This is a genomic window from uncultured Psychrobacter sp. (assembly GCF_947500265.1).
Lineage (GTDB): Bacteria > Pseudomonadota > Gammaproteobacteria > Pseudomonadales > Moraxellaceae > Psychrobacter.
In genome coordinates, this window is the sequence record NZ_CANMRN010000001.1 from 297,703 (window position 1) to 320,640 (window position 22,938).

Below are 22,938 nucleotides of genomic sequence, written 5' to 3' on the forward strand. Positions count from 1 at the left end.
ATCGTAATTGATTTTAATTGTAGATTATAGCGAGCCATTTCCTTGTTTTGAATATCATTCATTTTACACTCATCCTTGTGTGCTTAATGCCTGTCAGTCTTTCCTAGAGTATGCTTATAGTTTAAGTATACTTTTGTCCAATAAAATCAGTATAACTGCCCCTGAACGTTCGTTCAATCGGTGTCTAAGAAATACTTGAAATGATTTGTAGGCTGTATCGTTGTATTCACGCATAAAGAAAATGCCAACCTATTTATATGGCTGGCATTGTGGTTGCTAGTCTCTGGTAGCTATTTTCTAGCTGTTATTTGTTAATGCTACCTTTGTTGTTTAGCCAAGTCGCTTACTCAATTCAGGAAAACGCTTGATCATGAATAGCATTAGGAGTAATGCCACAACTGCGATAGCCGCACCTGTGTATCCTACGCTAGATAGTGAGATGTGTGTCACGGCATAACCACCGAATAGCGCGCCCGTACCAATTCCCAGATTAATAATACCTGAGAACATCGACATCAGCATGTCTTGCGCATTGACATCGACCATGATGACTTTGGCCTGCATTGAGATAATCAGTAGCATGAGCGCTGCGCCCCAAAGCAAAGCGATAAAGCTGAGCGCCCATACAGAGGTCACCGCTAGCAATAGTGCAAGCATAGATACGAGCATCAGTATGGTCGATATCAGCATCAATCTAGTATTGAATCGATCACCCCAACGACTGAAAATAACACTACCTACAATTCCTGCTGCACCGAATAATAACAGTACAAAAGTCGCAGCGTTTTCACTGATATTGCCAACTTGGCGCATGAATGGTTCTATATAAGAATAAGCCGTATAGTGGGCTGTAAAGACCAACAAAATAAGCAGGTACAAACAGACCAATAATGGGTTTTTGAGTAGCTCCGGAATCTTTCTAAAAGACCCTTCAAACATACTAGGCAGCGTCGGCAATAGCCTTGCTTGTAGGATGAATACAACTAAGGCAATCACACCAATACCGCCAAATGTCGCCCGCCAGCCAAACCATTGACCGACCAAACGACCCAATGGCACACCCAATACCATCGCTAATGACGTACCAGTTGCAAGAACACTAAGCGCCATGGCTTTTTTGCCTTCAGGTGCGACGCGTATCGCAATTGCGGCTGTGATAGACCAAAAAATAGCATGCGATAACGCAATCCCAACCCGACTAATGAGGAGTACGTCGAAGCTCCATGCAAATACGGATAGCACATGACTGGCGATAAATACGGCAAAAAGCCCCAGGAGCAAACGTTTGCGCTCAAATCGACTGGTCAGTAGCATTAGCGGCAATGACATCGCCGCGACAATCCAAGCATAGAGTGTCAACATCCAGCCAGTTTCTGCCGTCGTGATAGAAAAGTCTTGGGCAATGTCGCTCAACAGCGCCACAGGGACAAATTCTGTGGTGTTCATAATAAAGGCACTAACGCCCATCAAAAATACTTGAAAATACTGAGTTCGGCGAGCGTTTGAGCTGGCCTCAATGTTATGTGTCATAAAATCCAATACAGATGCAGATACTACGTGTGATAGGTCAAAGTGGGGCACGCTTGCTTAGAATACAAGGATTGCGAGGCAAGATAGCAAGTCCACGTCGATCGTGGAAGTTGTTTTTTGATAAGGATTGTTAATTGGGCATTTATTCGAAAAATTTATTACCGCTTAACTATTATGCTAAGCCCCTCCTTAATTATTCAAATTTTATTCGCGTAAATATAAGCGACAGTTATTGTCGTCTCATATCGAAGCCCATCTAGACATATATTGATAAGCCTTGCTACTATATAAGCACATCGTGGGTTTAAGGCTACTTCCAGCACGATGAAAAACAACAACTGGTAAAACGCACAACACCTTATTACTCTGCAACTTTCAGCAAGGTAACTGTGCTTTTACCTTTATCGGCATAGTTAAATAGGCCAGAGTATAAGGAAGCATCCCATGACGATTACTGGTCACCATGCAATGACATTGCAGTCTTTAATCCTACAGCGCATTGAACAACAAAATCTATCATACGCCCAAATTGTCCAATTTATGGGCTATCAGACTAATGTCAAAACTCAAACTAGCGCTTTAAAACGTCTAGAGCATGTCTTGTCGTCTTCAGAATTAGGCCTGACCAAAACCAGTTATGATTTCAAATACTCATCTGCTGAGTTTATTCATGCTCTGTGCGAAGTGTTGGAGATTGATAGAAGTGAGTATTTACCACTTTTACAGCAGCTGGAGCAGTACGCTCACAAGGTATTAAATGCTACTAAGCCCATTGCCTATGCAGATATCACTTTTAGCGACGATTTCAAACCTTCATTTATGAGTATGATGGCGGTTTCTAAGTTTACAAGAATAGAGCTAGATGATGAGGTACGCCTACTGGATAGATACCGACAGCGACAAGTGATCAATGGATTAATTAGAGCACATTACATGGCTATGACAGGAAATATCCCATTTAATGGGGTAATCAATGGCTATCGAGTGTCATTCCAAAATGAGGATGGACAAAAGCAATACTTCTATATCACTGCTGACTTTGCCTAGCCATAGTAAGTCTATGTTAAGTGACATAGTAAATTAGGATAGGCGACACCAGTTGTCGTACAGGCTTCCAAACTACTTTATTTTTATACGGGTTTATATTATAGTTATTAGGTCAGGCAAAATAACATGAGATAAAAACCAGTTAACCCTCGGGGCGCAATGCTTCACTTCTTAACTGAGTTGTCTTTAGCACGCTACCTTAGCAATGTTATTTTCGTTTATTCTAAACTTCTGCGTCTGTACAAATTATACAAACCATCATTATTAATAAACAAAAAAACTAAACAGAAAAAATGCTCGTTGGCAGTGCAACAGTATTGGCAATGCGACAATGAAAAGCTGTGACTAAAAAATATAAATACATAAAAACTGCTACTTTACCAAGCCTATTCACTCACTTAACTTTATAGATAATGACGTCATTTAAACAAAATGGCGAACAAACTCGGCTGGCTTGAAATCAGCATTCAGAATATAACAACAACGAAAAACTGCAGCTAAAAAACCAAAATCAAAACAATAAGGATATAAATATGACGAGATTAACGTATCAGTTTGAGCAAAAACGTATAGATAATTCTAAGTGGTTGGATGGATCAAAGCTATCTGGCATAACGGCACTAGAAAATGATGAGAAGGGCCGAGTACGAAAAACGCCATTGTTTTACCTCGAAACGGTTTCTGTAGACAATTATGAAGATGATATTTATTTCGTGAATAATACTGATGAGACGCTCAGATGGGTAGCACCCTTTAAACCCTATCGAAACATAGAAGAAGCAAGAGCAAAGCTAGGCGATGTCAGTGATGAAAACTTGCATAAAGTGAAGCTTTATAGTGATGGCATGGATAGCGTATATCAGGATGTACTGCCTAAGCAGGGCGTGCGGATTGGCAGCACCCATATCATGTATGACAGTGATGCGATGATGCAGTGGTTTATACATGTGCCTTATAAAGGGCCAGATACTCATTATGCGATTTGGCAATTTAATGTAGTGGAAAAGGGCGGGATTCGAGGAACTTATCCGTTGCTGTGGGATGATTTTAGTAAACCCTCGCACATGGTGAATTGTGACTGTTTGTTTGATCAAGCTGATATGCCGATAGAGGTCAGTATTTATGAAGAGCGCTGTGCAATGCTTGACAGGCTTATCGGGTCATTTGGCATATCAAATGCCATATTCATATTGGCAATCAATGATGTGCTCTATCGTTATGGCGTGGGCTGGAGCGCGCCCTATAGCGAGTCGGATATACAAGCGCAAGACATTGCGATGAAACTAACAGAACAAAAGCCAGAAAATGCAGAAGCGGTGAAAGCCATTGTCCAAGCGGTTTATGATTTTTGGTTTAACGAAGGTTTTGCAAAAAATATCTCAATACAGGCTTGTGAGGAGCTTTTAAGCTTGTACCAAGCACAGGTTGCCACCCAAAAACCAGTTTGATTTATAAAAAAAATTATCAAGAAGAAACCTAAGTAATAATTAAAAAAGGAGAACCTTATGATGTTTCCCATTGAAAACAACGATACGTTTTTATTGTTTTTTCATGGTCTCGATTCAAGCAATGAGACCAGTAAATATACGTGTATCACGCGTGAGCCCAAATACTGTCAAACGGTCAATTACCGCGAGAATTTCGCAAAAATATTTGAGATTTATGATGCATTGATTCGTGAAAAAATGACACAGTATCCACGAGTGGTGTTGGCAGGGCATTCGCTTGGCGGCTGGTTTGCCAATCATTTTGCTCATAAATACAACTTGCGCGCGCTATTGATTGCACCTTGTATCTATCCAAGTGAGGTATTGGCGGACCGTATCCCTGACGTGGCTGATATGAAGCTGTCTTTTCCAACGACCAATACCGAGATGGTGCGGGTTATGGTAGAAGTCGATGATGAAAGTCTCGATGTGGCAGTCGCCAAACGAACCTTAGTGAATCTGCCTGATAGCTGGGAAGTCGACTACTTTGAAGGCGGTCACCACCGTATCGCCCGTAGTAATGATATCTGGTATCACTTAACTCATTTGTGTGAAGATCCCATCGCTTGGATGGATGAGGCAACGTATCATGGTGAGGACTGATAGTAAGGACAGTCAAAAAACTCAAGCGACTGAAGGATAAATAAACCGCTAAAAATAATCGATTGACATTAAAGACGATCGGTCATAATATTTGTGCATGACGATTACTAAGCCAAAAGCCCGTCGAGGGCGTCCACCCAATGTTGAGAGAGAGTTTACGGATACCCGTGAAGCTCTTTTGAGATCTGGGATGGAGATACTAACAGAGCAAGGCTTTGCGACTACTGGTATCGATGCCATACTCAAACGCATCAACGTGCCTAAAGGCTCTTTCTACAATTATTTCAAAAACAAAGAAGCATTTGGACAGGAAGTGTTGCGGCAGTACGCGTTGTATTTTGCTCGCAAGCTAGATCATTGTTTTCTGAATGAGCAAGTATCTCCCATACAGCGTATTAGTGACTTTGTTGAAGATGCTAAGTCAGGAATGATTAAGCATGAATTTCGACGCGGCTGTTTGGTAGGTAACTTGGGTCAAGAGATTGTCGTGTTGCCTGAGAGTTTTCGCTGTGAGTTAGAAAACATACTGCTTGATTGGCAAAAACGTTTAGCGGCTTGTTTACGTGTTGCAGTACAACAGGGACAAATACATCCTAATAGTGATTGTGATGAGCTTGCTGCTTTTTTTTGGATTGGTTGGGAAGGTGCGGTTTTGCGTGCTAAGTTGGTGCAAGATGTCAGTCCATTAGATACTTTTTTCCGAGGTTTTGTAGCAGGAATACAGAAGTAATTTTTTATTTATATTTTTAGACGACCGGTCTAAATTTTTTACTAATTTATAGACGATTGGTCTAAATAGGAGCTACTATGTTTAAAGTAATATTAATCGAAAAAAATGACGATGTTTATCAGTCTAATCTGACTGAGATACAGGACACGCAATTACCAGAAGGCGATGTCACGGTTCGTGTGGCATATAGCACACTCAATTACAAAGATGGATTGGCCATCACGGGTCGTAGCCCTGTGGTACGCACATTTCCCATGGTTCCAGGGATTGATTTAGCGGGTACCGTCGAAACAAGCAGCCATCCCCGCTACAAAGCTGGTGACAAGGTATTGTTAAATGGTTGGAGTGTGGGTGAGAAGTATTGGGGCGGTCTATCACAAAAAGCGCGATTAAACGGTGACTGGCTGATCCCGCTTCCTGAATCGATGACTGAACGTCAGGCGATGGCGATAGGTACAGCAGGATATACCGCAATGCTTTGCTTAATCGCATTAGAGCGTCATGGACTGACACCGGAGCGTGGCGAAGTATTGGTGACGGGTGCTAATGGCGGCGTTGGTAGCTTTGCCATCGCACTTTTGGCAAACCAAGGCTACTCTGTCACGGCCTCTACGAGTCGCCTAGAGGAAGCAGAATACTTAAAGAGCCTCGGTGCAACGACGATCATAGACCGTGCTGAATTGAGTAGCCCGGGACGTGCGCTTGGTAAGGAGAGATGGGCTGCTGCAATTGATTCTGTTGGTAGTCATACGCTGGCCAACGTTTGTGCCAGTACGTGTGAAGATGGTTTAGTCGCTACTTGTGGACTGGCTCAAGGCATGGATTTCCCTGCTACTGTTGCGCCATTTATTTTACGCGGTGTCAGTTTGCTTGGTATCAATAGCGTGACGCGACCTTATGATGAGCGTGTAGAAGCATGGCAGCGTTTGAGTACAGGTTTGGATATGACGCAATTGGATGCGATCACCAGAGAGATTGGTCTAAGCGAAGTCATTCCGACAGCCAACGAGTTATTGGATGGTAAGGTTCGTGGTCGAATAGTCGTTGATGTCAATCGTTAGGCTATCGAGCATAATTTTTAATACTTCAACATTAAAGTTTCGATGTTGAGCCTCTTTTTAATACATGAACAAATGATGTATCGAAAGGTCTAAGATTGAATCATCAAAGTGAAAAATAATTATTCACAAACGGTCACAAATATCGGTATTTATCTTTTGTCATCTGATGTGCTATCATCGTTGAACGATCTATCGTGGGTTTAACAGTTTTGTTGTTTCCGACCATGACAATAGTCTAATGGCGGCATGACAAACCTTGCAACTTCCAGCACGATATAAAACAACTCTGGTAAAGCGCATGAGCCTGTACTCCGACAACCTCATTTGTGCCTGATTTTTTGCCTATTTGGGCGTATATCAACCTTTTCGTCGGAGTTACAGGAGTCTAAGGTGTTCAATATCATGAGCCATATTACCAATCAATCCAAGTATACCCGCCGTTACCAACCGCGTCATTCTCTAGCGAAATATATTATCGATCAAATAGAGTTGTCTGAGCTGCGCCCGCAGAACATCGTTAAAAAAATGGGCTATCCGCTCAAGCACACCATACCTGCCTGTGACCGCCTGCGCCATGTACTATGCAATAGATATCTTGGACTTGATGGCAGTTACATGGATAAATACTTTACGGCAGATGAGTTTTTAGCGAAGCTATTTGAAGTACTGGAAATACCGTATCAGCCATTCGCAGAAGATATTGCTCAGATCCAATATGACTTAACGAATGAGGCTGACGTTACGCCTAGCTATCGTTTGCGAGCCGAAATGGATTTTGAATTTACGAGTGGCGCACACTGGATGTCTCGCGGTGCTGCCTCGCGTTTTGCGCAAGTCACTCTGCCTAATGACTTTGCTAAACTGAATAAGGTTGCGCGTGAGTCAGTGATTCAAGAAAGTATCTGCGAGCATTATCAACAGTACGAAGGTAATCTGCCATATAACGGTATTATCAAAGGCTATCGATTGACTATTGAACAAGACAATCATGTGATCGACCGTGCAGAGTATGGATTGCCAAAATCTAGCAGTATCTAAAACATGTTGAGCGTATAAGCAGCGTGACCTGTTCATTGCATTGACTGAGTAATCACATTTACCGAAAAATAAGTATAAGAAAGCCTCACTTTATCGTGGGGCTTTTTGGTGTTTACGTCATATTTATAGTTTGTTAAACATTAAACATCAGGCTTTGAAATAGCGCGCCACAAAATCACAAACAGTGCATCAAATTCTGCATTTAATGGCGTTTCTGTTTGGCGAATGGTATGCATTAAACCGAGTCGGCTGATAAAGCCCATAAACACATCAAACAGTATGTGCAGCGGTACGGTGTCATTGAGCACCCCACGATTTTGTCCATCTTCTAATACCGCCAAAAACGCGCCAATTAACTCTTTGTTTTCATAGATTGCGATATTACGTATCCGTGAGGCTGAGACAGAAGATAGCACCATCACCGCATCTGGATGCGAGTCGACAAAATCAAAGCAGACCCACAGCGTCTTACGTAGACGATCTTGTACGCTATCAATCCCTTGCAGATGATCCATGATGCGAGCGGCCAATCTCCCCAAAACGATATCCATAATGGTATAAAACAGCGTTTGCTTATCCCCGAAGTACTTGTAGAGCGTTTGCAAAGAGACGTTTGCAGACTTTGCAATCTGAGCCATCGTTACCTCATTAGCATCAAATCCTGCAAAGACCTTACGAACGGCTTGCTCAATTTTATCCAAAGTTGCGGGCCGCATATCGGATAGGGGCGCTAGAGATCGAGTTTGCGTAAGGTTATCTGACTGATTAAAGGTTTTCATATTTATTGCTTCTTAACGTATTGGCTATTTGATACGTCCTACCAGTTAAATGATTTGCTCAATAGTTTAACGTGATTAAATTAATAAGTAATATGCATTACCATTTTTATTTAATTGATTGCGAAGTGGTTTTCCTTATCCTAGTATAAGACTCGTATATTAATAGATACAAAGAATTTATAGTATGTCTATAGCGGTAATATAGATTACCATAAATTTTTCAAAACGACTTAGATATAGCTATTATTTATTCAACCTTGTCAAGGACAGACATTATGAGTATTGAGAAATTCACCCCAAACTGGATGACCGAAGAGCATCAGATGGTGCACGACAGTGCCTTAAAAATGTTTCAATCTTGGGATTCCAAAGACGAGCAATGGCGCAAAAACGGCATGATTGATCGCGCCGCTTGGGAAGAAGCAGGCGAAATGGGTTTTTTGTGTGCATCGATACCAGTTGAGTATGGTGGTGGTGGCGGTGATTTCGGTCATGAAGCAGCTGTTATTTATGCTCAAACTGAGGCCAATCAATCGGGATTTGGCGGCATGGTACATTCAGGCATTGTCGCGCCATATATTTTAAAACATGGTACTGAGCAGCAAAAACAAGCGTGGCTACCAAAAATGGCAACGGGCGAATGTATCGGCGCTATCGCCATGACCGAGCCTGGTACTGGCTCCGACTTACAAAACATCAAAACCTATGCGGTCAAAGATGGCGATGACTACATTATTAATGGTTCTAAGACTTTTATTACCAATGGTCAGCATGCCAAACTTATCTTATTAGCGTGTAAAACAGACCGTGAAAAAGGCGCTCAAGGTGTCTCACTTATCATCGTAGAAACGGATAAAGTAGAAGGGTTTGAGCGTGGACGCAATCTCGACAAGATTGGTCTGACGTCGCAGGATACCTCAGAGCTGTTCTTTAGCAATGTACGTGTGCCGCAAAAGAACCTGTTGGGTACAGTAGAAGGCATGGGTTTCATACAGATGATGCAGGAGCTGCCACGTGAGCGCTTAATTATTGCGTTATCTGGGGTCGGCTCAATGAAGCTAGCGATTAGCTTAACGTTAGACTATGTAAAAGGCCGCGAAGCCTTTGGTAAACCTATTTGGAAGTTTCAAAATACGCGCTTTAAGATGGCAGAGTGCTATGCAGATTATCTCGCTGCCAGCACCATGTGTGATGCTGCAATGGATGCGATGTTAGATGGCAAACTGTCCGTACCGCATGCGTCATTGATCAAATACTGGGTCACTGAAAAGCAATGTGAGGTGATTGACGAATGCGTGCAGCTGTTTGGCGGTTATGGCTATATGACAGAGTATCCTATTGCGCGTTTGTATGCCGATGCGCGCGTGCAAAAAATCTATGGCGGTACCAATGAGATTATGAAAGAGTTGGCATCACGCTTTATGTAGCCGTGTAGCTTATTGATTGGTTACAAGCCCACGTCCTATCTAGCAAGCTAAATAGGACATCAGCACATTCTTTACAAAATTTACAAAATAAAAAAAGGATTTTTTATGACTGAGACCGCTTACATTTATGACGCCATCCGCACGCCACGTGGTAAAGGTAAAAAGGATGGCTCGTTGTATCAGGCATCACCGATTTGGCTGACGCGAACTTTGTTAAAAGAGATGCAGCAGCGCCACTATTTGGACACCAGTTTGGTCGATGATGTGGTGCTTGGCTGCGTGACGCCAGTGGGCGAGCAAGGCTCTGATATTGCCCGCATTGCCACTATTGATGCTGGCTGGGCGCAAAGTGTGGCAGGGCTTACCTTGTCGCGCTTTTGTGCCTCTGGTCTGGAGTCTATTAACTTAGCAGCGGCCAAGATCATGTCAGGTATGGAAGACATGGTCGTGGCAGGCGGTGTGGAGTCTATGAGCCGTGTGCCGATGGGCTCCGATGGCGGTGCTTGGTACATGGATCCACGTGTCAATGAGGCTACGCACTTTGTACCACAAGGGGTGGGTGCGGATACCATCGCGACGCTCAAAGGCTTTAGTCGTATAGATGTTGATGCCTTTGCCACTGAGTCGCATCGCCGCGCAGCACAGGCTTGGGAGAACGGCTATTATGACAAATCGGTCGTCCCTGTCACCGATATCAATGGCATGATGCTATTGGACAAAGATGAAACTATCCGGCCCAATACCAATGTAGAGACTTTAGCTGGGCTCAAACCTTCCTTTATCATGCCGGGCAAAATGGGCTTTGATAGCGTTATCTTGGACAGATATACCACAATTGAAACGGTCAATCATGTCCACCATGCGGGTAACTCCTCTGGCATCGTCGACGGGGCAGCAATTTGCTTGATTGGTAGCGCAGCCGCTGGCAATCAAGCAGGTCTCAAACCACGCGCCAAAATCACGATGGCATCAGTTGTTGGTTCGGAGCCTGCCATCATGCTGACCGGCCCAACGCCTGCCTGCCAAAAAGCCCTTACCAAAGCGGGCATGCAAGCCTCTGATATAGATCTGTGGGAGATTAATGAAGCATTTGCTGCCGTACCGCTTAATACTGCTGATGATTTCGGAATTTCGCTTGATATTGTCAATGTCAATGGCGGTGCAATCTCCATGGGGCATCCGCTGGGTGCAACGGGCGCGATGCTGATGACGACCATCCTCGATGAGCTAGAACGCCGCGACTTAAAAACGGCCATGATTACGCTATGCGTGGGCGGTGGTATGGGTATTGCGACCATTATCGAGCGCGTTTAACCTCTGTCTCAACTAGACCAAAAAATAATATATACAGAATCATTTAAGGGATAAAAATGATGACAAACAATCAGACAGCAGATAGCGTAAACATGATTAACGAGCAAGAAGGTTTTTCAGCCCAGCGTGACGATGCAGGTATCGTCACTGTGATGATAGATCAAAGTAACCGCAAAATGAATGTCATCGGTGATGGTTTTGCAGAGGCGTTTGCAGCGATGGTCAATGCTTTCATCAATGATGAGGCAGCCACAGGCCTAATTCTCACATCGGCCAAAGACACTTTTGTGGTTGGGGCAGACCTTAATCAGTTGTCTGCCATCAAGACAGCCGAGCAAGCATTTACATTGACTGAAGGGCTCAAAGGTAGTATGCGTCAGCTTGAAACCTCATGGAAACCTGTCGTCGCTGCCATGACAGGCACCGCATTGGGTGGTGGTTTAGAGCTGGCGTTGGCGTGTCATTATCGTATTGCTATTGATTCGCCTAAGACTAAGCTGGGTCTGCCTGAGGTTAAGTTGGGCTTGTTGCCCGGTGGCGGTGGTACGCAGCGCTTGCCTCTATTGGTGGGGATTCAAGCAGCACTGGAGCTGATGACCCAAGGTCGTGATCTGAGCCCAATAGCGGCAAAAGGTATCGGTCTCATCGATGCCACTGCCACTGACCGAACAGACATGATGTTGCAGGCTAAAAACTGGATTCAGGATAATCCAAGCGCACAGCAGCCATGGGATAAAAAAGGCTTTAAAATCCCTGGCGGTGATAGTAAGCATCCCAGCGTCGTACCGATGTTCTCTATCGCACCCGCTATGGCCAATCAAAAATCACATGGCAATTATCCTGCGATTACCCATATTATGTCTTGTGTGTTTGAAGGTTGTTTAGTAGACATCGATACAGGGCTTGAGATTGAGTCACGTTATTTCGCAGCTTGTGTGCTGTCTGCTGAATCTAGAAACATGATCAATACCTTGTGGACTCAGCTCAATAGCATCAAAAAAGGTCAGTCTCGCCCCCAAGGGTTTGAACGCACAACCACCAAAAAAGTTGGTATCTTGGGTGCGGGCATGATGGGTGCTGGCATTGCGTATGTCACTGCCAAAGCTGGTATCGATGTCGTTCTACTAGACACAGACATGGCAGGCGCCGAAAAAGGCAAAGCATACTCTGCCAATATTTTGGACAAAGCGATCAGCCGTAAACGCTCAACAGAAGAGAAAAAACAAGCCCTCTTAGAACGTATCAAGCCAACAGTCTCTTATGAGGATTTGGCTGATTGCGATCTTATCATCGAAGCTGTGTTTGAAAACCGAGAGATCAAAGCCAAGTGTACCCAGCAAAGTGAAGCGGTGATTTCAGATACTGCAGTTTATGCGTCTAATACTTCAACACTGCCGATCACAGGACTGGCAAAAGCCAGCACACGCCCAAATCAATTCATCGGTCTGCACTTTTTCTCACCAGTAGACAAGATGCCGCTCGTTGAGATTATCATGGGTGAGCAAACCGATGATGCGACGTTGGCAAAAGCGTTTGATTATGTACTACAAATCGGCAAAACGCCTATCGTCGTCAATGACAGTCGCGGTTTTTATACGTCGCGTGTGTTTGGCGCCTATGTATCAGAGGGTATTGCGATGCTAGGAGAGGGCGTGCATCCTCGCAGCATTGAAGTCGCTGGTATAAAAACAGGCATGCCGATGCCGCCCTTAGCATTACAAGATGAGGTGTCGTTGAGTCTGGCACTGCATGTCAGCGAACAGCGACAGCTTGATATGGCAGCCGAAGGCAAGCCGATGGCGGTGCGTCCTTCATACGAGATACTCAAAACGCTAGTCAATGAGCATGGGCGTGAAGGCAAAAAAAATGGCAAAGGCTTTTATGAGTATCCTGCAGGAAGTGATAAGTACTTATGGCCTGAGCTGATGACCTTATACCCACCAAAATCAGAGCAACCCTCGCAGCAAGACTTGGTCGATCGTTTGATGTTTATTCAAGCCAATGAATCTGCTAAGTGCTATGAGGAAAACGTCGTGCGCTCAGTTGCTGATACCAATATAGGGTCTATCTTTGGCTGGGGGTTTGCACCGCAGCACGGTGGTACACTACAGTTTATCAATGCAATGGGCGTGAGTGCGTTTGTTGAGCGGAGTCGTGAGCTGGCTGCGAAATATGGCGAACGTTTTGAGCCAGCTCAAATCTTGTTAGATATGGCAGTCAAAGGTGAGGCGTTCTCCGATGACTGATGTGCATTTATCAAATCATGATCAAATGGCGGACTGTCTACAAGGGTTACGAGTGGTCGATCTGACTCGTAACCTACCTGGGCCTTTTGCCACGCGTTTGCTTGCGGATTTGGGCGCGGACGTCCTTAAAATCGAGCCCAAACAAGGTGATCCTGCTCGGGTATTTGGTGAATTATTCGCAGCTTTAAACCACGGTAAAACGACCGAAAAATATGATTTTCATGATCCCAAAGCGATTGAAGCTATAAAAGCACATCTTAAAGAAGCTGATGTGATGCTAGATAGCTTTCGCCCAGGTGTCTTGGCAGAAATGGGACTAAATGCTAAGACCCTGCATACCATCAACCCAAAGCTAGTAATAGTGTCAATCACTGGCTATGGCGTAGAAGGCAATTACGCAAAAGAAGGTATTGACTCAGAAGATGGCTCTGAAGTGAATCATGACTGGGCCAACAAAGCCGGTCATGATATTAATTTTATGGCTATGAGCGGCGTACTAGATCAGCTAAAAACAGCGCAGGGTGAGCAGGCTATGCCTAATATCCAGTTTGCGGATTTGGCAGGTGGTAGTGACACAGCCGTGATAGCACTGTTGGCTGCCGTATTTGCCGCCCAACATACGGGCAAAGGGCGACACATTGCTATTAGCATGACGCACAGTCTTTATAATCATATGGTCATGCCAAAGGTCACAGGCAAACTGATTAATAGCCTTTCAGGAAATGGCTCAAACGACACTCTACTGCCGCAGCATGATTTTTTGGGTGGTGCATTGCCATGTTACCGATTGTACCAAACCGCTGATAAGCGCCATATGGCGGTTGGTTCCTTAGAGTTGAAATTTTGGCAAGGTCTATGTGAGGTATTGGAGCTGCCAGCGCTTAAAGCAATACACTGGCAACTTGGTATCATGCCCAATATGCCTGAGAGTGAGGCTGCGACTAAAACAATCGCGGAAAAATTCGCCAGTCAAACGCTTGAGCATTGGCAACGTGTATTTGCAGCAACAGATGTCTGTGTGACCCCTGTGCTGAGTTTGCATGAAGCTAAAGTTCACCCTTTATTTGCGCATCAAGATGAGCATCATGCAACATCAGGGTGGCAGCCAGTGAATTAATAATTAGTATGTAAGTAGCTTTAGAGAAAAGTGAAAGTTGGATTAGCACTTGAAGGAGATATCAAGCCGCTGCTGGCTAGTATCGTCTCTTTAGCCTGTGTAATTTAGACTGCCTGTCTAAAGTAGAGTGATTGAACTTGTATATTTATAACTGTCTATCTAAAATTGCCTGAATAAGAGACAATACACCCATAAATCCTAAAGTCTTACGGTACTGAAAAATAGTAGCACGTTCAAAGGCTCTTAGAGATTGAGCAACACAGACATTTAATAAATTTAACTTAAGCAAAAAGGCAGTTCTGAATGACCAAACATAACCCGTATAATTTTTTACCTTTGCAGCCAACAGGTAGAAACGAGACCAATACTGCTAATACTTATGCTCCTGAAGATATGATTAAAATATACGAGCAGCAGTTTCTCATTCAAGTGCCAGAAGAAGAGCTAACCGAGTTTTTGCCAGCGTTAAAAGCATTCTATGATATCGATAATCATACCTTAGATGTCAGTGCCATTATTTTTGATGCAATCGCAGACTCTGCTATCATTTATAATCATAAAATCAAAGTCGGCGACTATCAAATATTAGGTGAGTTGATAGAAGAGGCGATTGAATATGATGAAGACAACAAAGGTGATGAAAGCGCTGAAAATGAAGAGATTCAGGCCTATACATTAGAGTGTCAGCGTACTTTCTTCATTAATGATGTAGAAATACCTTATCATTTCAACCTATTTATTTATGGTGATGGTTATTCTACTTTAACCAAAAAAGAAACCGTGTTAGAAAAAATGTACTGGTTTGTCAGAGGTAGATTTGAAGAGGATTTATTAGATGACGCTGAAGATAATGACAGCTTAGAGTCTATTAATGCGCAACTAGCCAGTTTAGGTATTCGTGAAATGGATTTGACGACTGTAGATGAGATAATCAGCTATGTAGAAGGCAGCATCATTGACGACCCAATGGTAGACGAGCTTAACAAACTGTTGGATGATGCTGAATAGTGTGGAAGATAAGTTAGTAGAGTAATCAGCAAAAGAACAGATTTGAAAATTATATAGCTGAAAAACTAGAAAAAAGCCTCACTGCTCGTATTATGAATGGCGAGGCTTTTTAAATTATTAACCTCATAAATAAGTTCTTTCGACATCATCCAAAATTACATGACGCGATGCATTTCTAGGTTTTTACCCATCTCCCCTCAAAGGGTCAGTCGATTTCCTATATAATGTGAGCTATTTCATTATTGTTTATCCATTCAATTCAGGCTTTTTTCTTAGTAAAGATGCTTCTTATCAGGTAAAACGGTGCTTTATGTTCAACGCTTCCTCGACTCGTTTAAATAAATACATCAGCGAAAGTGGTATTTGCTCTAGGCGAGACGCTGACCGCTTTATTGAACAAGGTAATGTATACATCAATGGCAAACGTGCGTCGGTAGGTGATCAAGTGGTTGCTGGAAATGCGGTAAAAGTTAACGGGCAGCTTATTGAGCCGCGAGAGCCCGATGATTTTATTTTTATTGCATTAAATAAGCCAGTAGGCATTGTGAGCACTACAGAAAGCTCTGAGAAGAATAATATTGTCGATTTTGTGCGACATAGTTTGCGTATTTTTCCGATTGGCCGTTTGGACAAAGATTCTCAAGGTTTGATATTTTTGACTAATAATGGTGATTTGGTCAATAAGGTACTACGTGCTGGCAATAATCACGAGAAAGAATATCTAGTTACAGTAAATAAGCCGTTAACGGATAGTGTTATCGAAGGTCTGGCGGGCGGTGTACCGATGCTTGGCAAGATGACCAAAAAGTGCCCAGTGACTAAAGTAGCTCCTAATGTCTTTAACATCACGCTCGTACAAGGTTTGAACCGTCAAATTCGCCGTATGTGTGAGCACTTTGGCTACGAAGTCGTCAAGCTTGAACGTACGCGGATTATGAACGTAAGTCTCAAAGGTCTTCCCGTTGGTGACTGGCGAGACTTAACCCCAAAAGAGCTGTCCGTGTTACTTAAATCTGTAGAAGACTCTTCTTCGCAAGACAATCACTCAAACAAGAAATCTCGCAATGCACCACGAAAAAAACCTCGTGCTGATGCTTCGTCAAAGTCAAAATCATCTACAAAATCAGCAGGTGCAGCAAAGGGGCGTAACAAATACGCCAAGGACGATGCTAGAAAACCAGCAGGTTCTAAAGGTAGGGATGGACGTCCTACTGGTCGTGGTAAGCCGTCAGGCCGTAATGGTAAATCTGGAGGCAATGGTAAACCTGCTACCAATGGCAGGCGTCCTTCAAAGGGACGAGGCTCTTCGCGGTAATAATTTTTCACAATGTGACGGCTATATTTATTTCAAAAATAGCAGTAAGCTAAATAAATTTAGTCTTAATGAGATAATATTATGTTTAAAATAAAAGTAGAGCGCATTGTCAAAAAACCGATTGATGAGGTATTTGAAGCACTGAGTGACCATGCCAGTTATAGCTCATTTAAAGCGGTGGGGATTGCTAAGTTAGTAGCTGAAGGTAACGAAGAGCGCAATGGCGTTGGGGCTTTACGTAGCATTCAAACGGGACCCGTTAAGTTTTGGGAGCGGATTACGGCGTTTGAGCGTCCTACTCATATGCAATACCAAATCGAAAAATCTAAGCCTATCAAAATGCAGCATGATAAAGGCATCATTGATTTAAAAGACTTGGGCGATGGCACCACACACGTGACTTGGGTATCTGAGGGTCGATTGATTGTACCATTGCCATTAGTCGGTCGTTTATTTGACCGTCAAATGCAGAAACAAGGAACCATAGGGTTTAGTAGCATACTCAAATCTATCGAAAGCCGCTAATCTAGCGGCAATGTTGGGTTTTTTGATATCACTCTCTAGTGGTGTCTTATTTTATTTGAGTCATCACTGTCAGTTTTAATCTGCTTTATTCTTAGCAGCTTCAATCTCGTTAAAACGCGCTAACTGCTCTGGCGTTGCTTTCTGTTGATATTTCTCTTTCCACTCAGCATAAGGCATGCCATAAACAAGCTCGCGCGCATCCTCATATTCAATCTCAATACCACGCTCTTCACCAGCCGCTTTATACCATTTGGATAAGCAGTTACGACAAAAGTCGGCAAGGTTCATTAGCTCAATATTTTGTACATCTTTACGCTCGTCTAAATGAGCCAATAAGCGACGAAATGCCGCGGCTTCTAACTCGATGTTTGATTCTAATTTTGCCATAATATTTTCCTAGTTATAATTGAGCCACTTTTAAACCACATGATACTAACGACATAAATATTGCGCAATTAGCGTGGGCTCATCGTCTGTAAAGTTTATCAGTGGCTCAATCTGTCGTTAATTGTAATGAACTGTGGCGATAGTTAACTCTAATAGTACTATGTATTCTTCTAATATAAATTACGACTTGTCATCAATTAAATCAAAAAATACCAGAAGCCAAATGGACAGAATCCACAAAACAAAGGACTGATCTATCATATCAAGTACAAAATGTGTGATATAGCTTCATCTTTGTAAAGAAACTCTAAGTTAATTAGCGTGCTTTATAAAGCTATCTATTCAATTTTTGGCTGAGGTAATTGACATACTTGGCTAATAGGCTTTGCAACATGTTGTGTTGTGCTCTTTAGCGATATAAACCCCTATTTATTATATGGATCATTATGGTGAGCAGAGCAGAGTGATGCATAGTCTCTAATCACCAGAGTCGTCAATTTTAAATTGCCAAACTCTTCAATCTTAAAAGCTTTTTTTGGACCAATTTGACGGCATTGCAAATCGTCGTGCCAGTGCTTCAACATGTTAATAAAAGGAGTCTTGTCGTTAGATCTTGATAGACCACATTAATGATGCCAGTATTTCCCAATTGACGTGCTAGCGGCAACGACTTAAATTCGAATAATTACTGATTAATGTTGACCAATATATTGAATGAAATCGAATCTATGGTATTTTCTGATATGGCTATTGAAGATTGGGTGCAGGTCTTTTTCTGTATGGTTCCTAGTCGAATACCGTGATAGTTATGGCAATTGCAACTCTGGGGCGAAAAAAGAATATCAGTAGAAGAATCTAAAACATAAGTAAAAATAAATCAGTATTTCCAAAAAAAAGCCCTAGTGATCTAGGGTTTTTTAATGGATGTAAGTTTAGTAAATTTTAACGGGCTTCGAAATACATAGTAATTTCAAAACCGATACGGATGTCTTGAAAAGCTGGTTTGGTCCACTGCATGAGATTGCTCCTGAATGATGTTACTAGTTGATAGACAGTATTAATAAAGGGAATGCCTCATGCTATTACAACCTGACCCCTACTGTCAATTCATTAGATGTTAACTTGGAATATTTTAGCTATGAAGTTTAGCGGCAACAGTAAAGTTTACTTATGTTTATAAATAAGCCCCTAATTGTGAAGTTAGTATTTGGAGGTTGTCGATGGAGTACGCTAATTGTGGACTTCAGGTTCTGTGATTCAAAAGAGACTGTAGCTAATGCTCATTTAAGAAATAATAACCAGCTTATGTTCATTAAATAACCAAAAAAAGATTGAAGAACTTTCTTGGCTTTGGTATGTTTCAAGCCATGCTTTGATTTCATGTAATTTAAATTCTATCACGCGTAGTTCGGCCAGTACAATTAGTACGGTCGATCGAATCCTCATTTACTATCAACAAGGAAAACCCAACCTTGGCAATGTTAACCGATCGATTTTCATTGGAGTGTGTAATTCTACATTAACCTGTATATACTAATATGTAAGGGGTTAGGTTTGGTTAATGAATTATAGCTTTAAGGGTGGATTAAGTAAACGTATTTTTTAGTCTGAATATGGTCACCCCAATATTAGGGTCTTTTGACCACTTACCCCTACTCGAGGGGTAAGCGAAATTTGCTGCAATATTAGTTATATCTGATGACTTGATTAGTCTTTCTCTAAAAAGTAGTGAGTCTTTGATTTCTTTTATCTGCCATTTCTGTCCTTAATTGCATTGAAATATATTTAATATATAACGGTTATACAAATATACTCCTGTCTAACTGAGTATCACATGGCTGTATACCTACCATATTTTCCCATGGAATAGTTATCAGGCCTCATCATCTACTATCATAAAAAGATGTACTAAAAACCTCAGCAAGCCAGAAAAGGCTTTGCCATTTGATGTTTGATCGTCAGCAATACAAATGCCAAATCTGATAGTGCTAGAGTTGTAAGGTTTGAAGATTGCTTTTGATGCCTCTGGTTTTTTATCAGTAGTTCTATAGATATCATTCAGAGTAGCTTTTATATCTTTATTGCCTGCAATCATCCACGACTGTGCAGGTAAAAGTCTTAAGCTAATCTGTGCAAACCTTAGAAACTCATCTATATCTTTTACCGGAAATGAAAGATAGGCATTATTAATAGTGATTTTTTGTCTAACTATCTGTAGAAACCATAGGTAGTCCGTATGTTGTTGATCACGTAAGATCCAAACTGATTTTAGTATGATGGGTAGGAGCTCATAATTTTCTCTACTTTTCATACTTTTTGGTTGTCGTTGATTCGTTGTTTCAATAAAGCGACATTTCCCCTGGTTAGTAGTAATCTGTGCTATTTGCTCAGCGCGCTCAGCGAATACTTGTGCATCCTCGAGCTTTATGAATGAATGGTTTGCCGATAGTCTGACATCGCCGCTTTCCTCTAAAAGCTGTAAGAATTTGATGAGTTGGTTGATACCATAGCGGTGAACTCTATCGTCTGCCACATTAGCAGTGAACACATCACTTTCCTTGAACTGATTAACAATATCAATAGTAAGGTTTACTGGAATATCTCGACTTTGATTTAAGGTTAGTTTTTTTGTCAACTTGCGAGTATCGGAGATAGATATCTTGTTATCGATAATTGGGATGCTATTGGACTTGAGCCTGTCTTTACTAATATCAGTAATGTTTTTAAAGATAACGTAATCTAACTGCATTTCTGTATTGGCAATAGCGTATGTAGTCATAAGCATTGCTGAATGAATATAATACTCAAAGCTTCGGTTAGGAGACACATGCCCAGCTATTCCTGAAATGGCATACCATTTATCTTGAGCATCATGATTAACTCCTAACAGCCCAGTTTTTATCTTGGCAATATGTTGATCACTGTAACCAGTTAATGTTTTCACAAGCTGATCGTCAGCATTCAAAATCAGTGATAAATTGGTAATTGCTGTATGTCTAAATGCGTGAAATGTATAGTCCTTCGCTTTGAATAAGCACAGCATTCTTCTCAGTACTGCAAGAGGTTCGGTGTCATCAATTGGATATTTGTCATATGAGGGACTAAATATATAATCTGTCTTATGAAGCTCATTCAACTGTACATATTGATTAAAAAAATTCAATTCCTCGTCAGATAGTAGTGAAAAAGCTGCTACTCGGCGGATACTACCTTGAGTTTTTGTGCTGCGGTAAATATTTGGACGAATAACTAGCGACGGTTCGCCAAGGGTAAATCCCTCAATATCTGCATACCTTAATCCAAGCAATTCTTTCTTCCGCATGCCTGTACGATATGCGAGAACAAACAACAGCTTGTACATATCGACTTCGAGTGGATCAACAAGCTTTGGTATGTTTAACAGGATTGCTTGATAAGCTAGGGGTGAAATCCATTCGCTACGTACCACTCTTTGTGTTTGAGCTTCTTTAATACTTACTTTAGGGAAATGATAGTACTTAACCCCTATGTCATGTAGACGCTGCAGCAGCTTTGCTGAGTATTGAGTATCTTTGTTATTACGATAGACAGCTTTATGCTCTAAAATCTCTTCGTAGCATTCTTCAAAATCCTCACTACTATAAGTATTTAAAGGCTGTCCTGATAAGAAATAAAGCCATTCATAAGCTACCGAGCTCAAATAGCCTTGAATAGTTTCTTTTTTGGGACGAGGCGTTGCATTAGATCTAGATAATACAAACTTTATTAAAATATTTTCAGCAATATCACGTTCTTCATTTAACATGTTCGTTAAAGAGTAGTTGATATCATATTCGTTGTCTTTGATTCTTTCTTTTTGCTTACGAGTGCTGTAATGATTGTCTAATTCTTTATAAATACGTTTAACGATATCTATCTTGCGGACTTCGGCCAGCTCAGCATACCTTACGGTATTTTTGCTGACTTTGGATAGAGGTGCCTCGACTGATAAAGATGGTTTGTTAGTTTTATACTCTTTATTTATCAAGGTAGAAAAATCATCTGTGAGTAGACCTGTGGTTTTACGCTTGCCTTGTGCAACTCCTATTAGTGCTTGATCAACAAAGACATTGGGCATCATCTCCCAATGATAACTTGCATAACTTAGCAACCATGGTAGAGAAGGAACCTTGTTTTTAGATACTTGCAAAACCTCACTTAAATGGTTCCTTAGTAATCTTTCAATATCCGTGCTTGTCCTAAACTGATAAGGCTCGTTAAATTTTCTACATCGGTATAACCAGCATTGGCTGATGACATCTAGAGAGACTTGCTGAGTAATGTATAAAGAACTCTTTTTTACATTAGTAGATTCTGCTCTTTCATTACCATAATTTTTTGTAGGGTAACGTACAGAAACAATGACATGATGATCATTGAAAGCAGTTAAGACTGGTTGATCTAACAAAGTATTGACTAAAGCAGCTAGTAGTTCTTTATCGTTAATCCCGCCAAAAGCTATTAGTGAAAACACAAGCGACACTAAGGACTGATTTTGATCTTTGCTTGCCGCTGCCCAGTCTGCCATCACCGTTTTAGTTATTTTATTAAAAAGCTTGCCATTTTTTATCCAGTTTTCATCAATTGAAAGTGGACTCTCTTTTACTAAAACAGGTTCGCTAGGCAAAGGGTAGTGATACTCTGATTGCATATAAAACGTGTTGTAGTAGCTGACAAATTTAGATAAAACCTCCCAAGCATATCGAAATTGAGCCATTGAAGTATAAATTTTAGAACAGACTTGATGAATCAGCTTGTGTGCTTGTTTTAAAAAACCTTCGAAATACTGTTCATCAAGTGGGTATGTCATTAATGCTAATTGTTCTAAATAATCAGTATAATTTACTTCCCATTGCTTTAGTTTGATATCGTCAGTTGGCTTAGGATGTTTTTCTAGGTAGATTTTTTTGTATTTCTCTGTTGAAAGTATTTTGTATTCGTAAAATCTTTTGTCTACATCCGCATGATTGACTAAAGCCTGAAAGTCTTGGAATGCTTGTTTTTGAATATCTTCCCATAGAGTTTGAAATATATTCAGCAACTCGTACTTTTGATAGGCACGTATTGATACCTCATTCTGGTTTACACTCAAAGCATTTATATCACCTTTTTGTTCGGTGAACCCAGCAGTAATTTTAGGTGGAAAAATATTTTTATTTACGATTGACGGATTAATAGGATGTTTTTTTACCTCACGAGCCTTACTTTTTTTCTTGCGTTTAGATTTTTGAGTTTGATGCAACTTTGCTAGTTCTTTACGCGACTGGTTGCTATCATTATTCGATTTATTTTTTGATGGTTTCATT

General features: G+C 41.5%; 18 protein-coding genes. 13 read left to right on the top strand and 5 right to left on the bottom strand.

Going from position 1 to position 22,938, the window contains the following annotated elements; all coding sequences use genetic code 11:
• Positions 1 to 330: 330 nt before the first annotated feature.
• A complete protein-coding gene (locus tag Q0788_RS01245) occupies positions 331 to 1,530 on the bottom strand; it encodes a sugar transporter (RefSeq protein ID WP_298807336.1) in 1,200 nt (399 codons plus the stop codon).
• Positions 1,531 to 1,974: 444 nt separating this feature from the next.
• Here Q0788_RS01245 and Q0788_RS01250 point away from each other — a divergent pair, with 444 nt between their 5' ends.
• From Q0788_RS01250 to Q0788_RS01275, 6 genes are all read left to right on the top strand, one after another.
• On the top strand, positions 1,975 to 2,577 hold the full coding sequence (locus tag Q0788_RS01250; protein WP_298807338.1) for a hypothetical protein: 603 nt from the start codon (positions 1,975 to 1,977) through the stop codon (positions 2,575 to 2,577).
• 533 nt (positions 2,578 to 3,110) lie between these two features.
• Positions 3,111 to 4,025 (top strand): hypothetical protein, encoded by a 915-nt coding sequence (locus Q0788_RS01255; protein WP_298807340.1) that lies wholly within the window; start codon positions 3,111 to 3,113, stop codon positions 4,023 to 4,025.
• 57 nt (positions 4,026 to 4,082) lie between these two features.
• Positions 4,083 to 4,667: a YqiA/YcfP family alpha/beta fold hydrolase gene (locus Q0788_RS01260; RefSeq protein ID WP_298807342.1), complete on the top strand. Its 585-nt coding sequence runs from the start codon at positions 4,083 to 4,085 to the stop codon at positions 4,665 to 4,667.
• Positions 4,668 to 4,764: 97 nt separating this feature from the next.
• The gene (locus tag Q0788_RS01265) at positions 4,765 to 5,397 is read left to right on the top strand and encodes a TetR/AcrR family transcriptional regulator (protein ID WP_298807343.1); all 633 of its coding nucleotides are present in this window, start codon (positions 4,765 to 4,767) and stop codon (positions 5,395 to 5,397) included.
• A 77-nt stretch (positions 5,398 to 5,474) separates the two neighbouring features.
• The gene (locus Q0788_RS01270) at positions 5,475 to 6,458 is read left to right on the top strand and encodes an MDR family oxidoreductase (RefSeq protein WP_298807344.1); all 984 of its coding nucleotides are present in this window, start codon (positions 5,475 to 5,477) and stop codon (positions 6,456 to 6,458) included.
• A gap of 402 nt (positions 6,459 to 6,860) precedes the next feature.
• Entirely contained in the window at positions 6,861 to 7,496 is a 636-nt protein-coding gene (locus Q0788_RS01275) for a hypothetical protein (protein WP_298807346.1), read from the top strand.
• Between the two features lie 140 nt (positions 7,497 to 7,636).
• Here Q0788_RS01275 and Q0788_RS01280 read toward each other — a convergent pair whose 3' ends face one another.
• Positions 7,637 to 8,275 carry a TetR/AcrR family transcriptional regulator gene (locus Q0788_RS01280; protein WP_298807348.1) on the bottom strand — a complete coding sequence of 213 codons (639 nt, stop codon included), beginning with the start codon at positions 8,273 to 8,275 and terminating at the stop codon, positions 7,637 to 7,639.
• Positions 8,276 to 8,550: 275 nt separating this feature from the next.
• On the opposite strand from Q0788_RS01280, the gene Q0788_RS01285 reads away from it, so the two are divergent.
• From Q0788_RS01285 to Q0788_RS01315, 7 genes are all read left to right on the top strand, one after another.
• Positions 8,551 to 9,702 carry an acyl-CoA dehydrogenase family protein gene (locus Q0788_RS01285; protein WP_298807350.1) on the top strand — a complete coding sequence of 384 codons (1,152 nt, stop codon included), beginning with the start codon at positions 8,551 to 8,553 and terminating at the stop codon, positions 9,700 to 9,702.
• A gap of 105 nt (positions 9,703 to 9,807) precedes the next feature.
• Positions 9,808 to 11,016 carry an acetyl-CoA C-acetyltransferase gene (locus tag Q0788_RS01290; protein ID WP_298807351.1) on the top strand — a complete coding sequence of 403 codons (1,209 nt, stop codon included), beginning with the start codon at positions 9,808 to 9,810 and terminating at the stop codon, positions 11,014 to 11,016.
• 56 nt (positions 11,017 to 11,072) lie between these two features.
• Positions 11,073 to 13,262, top strand: a complete 2,190-nt coding sequence (locus Q0788_RS01295) for a 3-hydroxyacyl-CoA dehydrogenase NAD-binding domain-containing protein (RefSeq protein WP_298807353.1) — start codon at positions 11,073 to 11,075, stop codon at positions 13,260 to 13,262.
• Positions 13,255 to 14,379, top strand: coding sequence for a CaiB/BaiF CoA-transferase family protein (locus tag Q0788_RS01300; RefSeq protein WP_298807355.1), 1,125 nt, complete (start codon positions 13,255 to 13,257; stop codon positions 14,377 to 14,379). The genes Q0788_RS01295 and Q0788_RS01300 overlap by 8 nt, the downstream gene beginning before the upstream one ends.
• A 303-nt stretch (positions 14,380 to 14,682) precedes the next feature.
• Positions 14,683 to 15,387 (top strand): hypothetical protein, encoded by a 705-nt coding sequence (locus tag Q0788_RS01305; RefSeq protein ID WP_298807357.1) that lies wholly within the window; start codon positions 14,683 to 14,685, stop codon positions 15,385 to 15,387.
• Between the two features lie 310 nt (positions 15,388 to 15,697).
• A complete protein-coding gene (gene rluF, locus Q0788_RS01310) occupies positions 15,698 to 16,702 on the top strand; it encodes a 23S rRNA pseudouridine(2604) synthase RluF (RefSeq protein WP_298807359.1) in 1,005 nt (334 codons plus the stop codon).
• A gap of 81 nt (positions 16,703 to 16,783) precedes the next feature.
• Entirely contained in the window at positions 16,784 to 17,227 is a 444-nt protein-coding gene (locus tag Q0788_RS01315) for an SRPBCC family protein (protein WP_298807360.1), read from the top strand.
• 75 nt (positions 17,228 to 17,302) lie between these two features.
• Here Q0788_RS01315 and Q0788_RS01320 read toward each other — a convergent pair whose 3' ends face one another.
• The 3 genes from Q0788_RS01320 to Q0788_RS01330 all read right to left on the bottom strand — a co-directional run bounded on the left by Q0788_RS01320 (position 17,303) and on the right by Q0788_RS01330 (position 22,937).
• On the bottom strand, positions 17,303 to 17,614 hold the full coding sequence (locus Q0788_RS01320) for a DUF1244 domain-containing protein (RefSeq protein ID WP_194364083.1): 312 nt from the start codon (positions 17,612 to 17,614) through the stop codon (positions 17,303 to 17,305).
• A gap of 942 nt (positions 17,615 to 18,556) precedes the next feature.
• The gene (gene pqqA / locus Q0788_RS01325; protein ID WP_075107140.1) at positions 18,557 to 18,631 is read right to left on the bottom strand and encodes a pyrroloquinoline quinone precursor peptide PqqA; all 75 of its coding nucleotides are present in this window, start codon (positions 18,629 to 18,631) and stop codon (positions 18,557 to 18,559) included.
• 856 nt (positions 18,632 to 19,487) lie between these two features.
• Positions 19,488 to 22,937 carry a site-specific integrase gene (locus Q0788_RS01330; RefSeq protein WP_298807366.1) on the bottom strand — a complete coding sequence of 1,150 codons (3,450 nt, stop codon included), beginning with the start codon at positions 22,935 to 22,937 and terminating at the stop codon, positions 19,488 to 19,490.
• Position 22,938 lies beyond the last annotated feature (1 nt).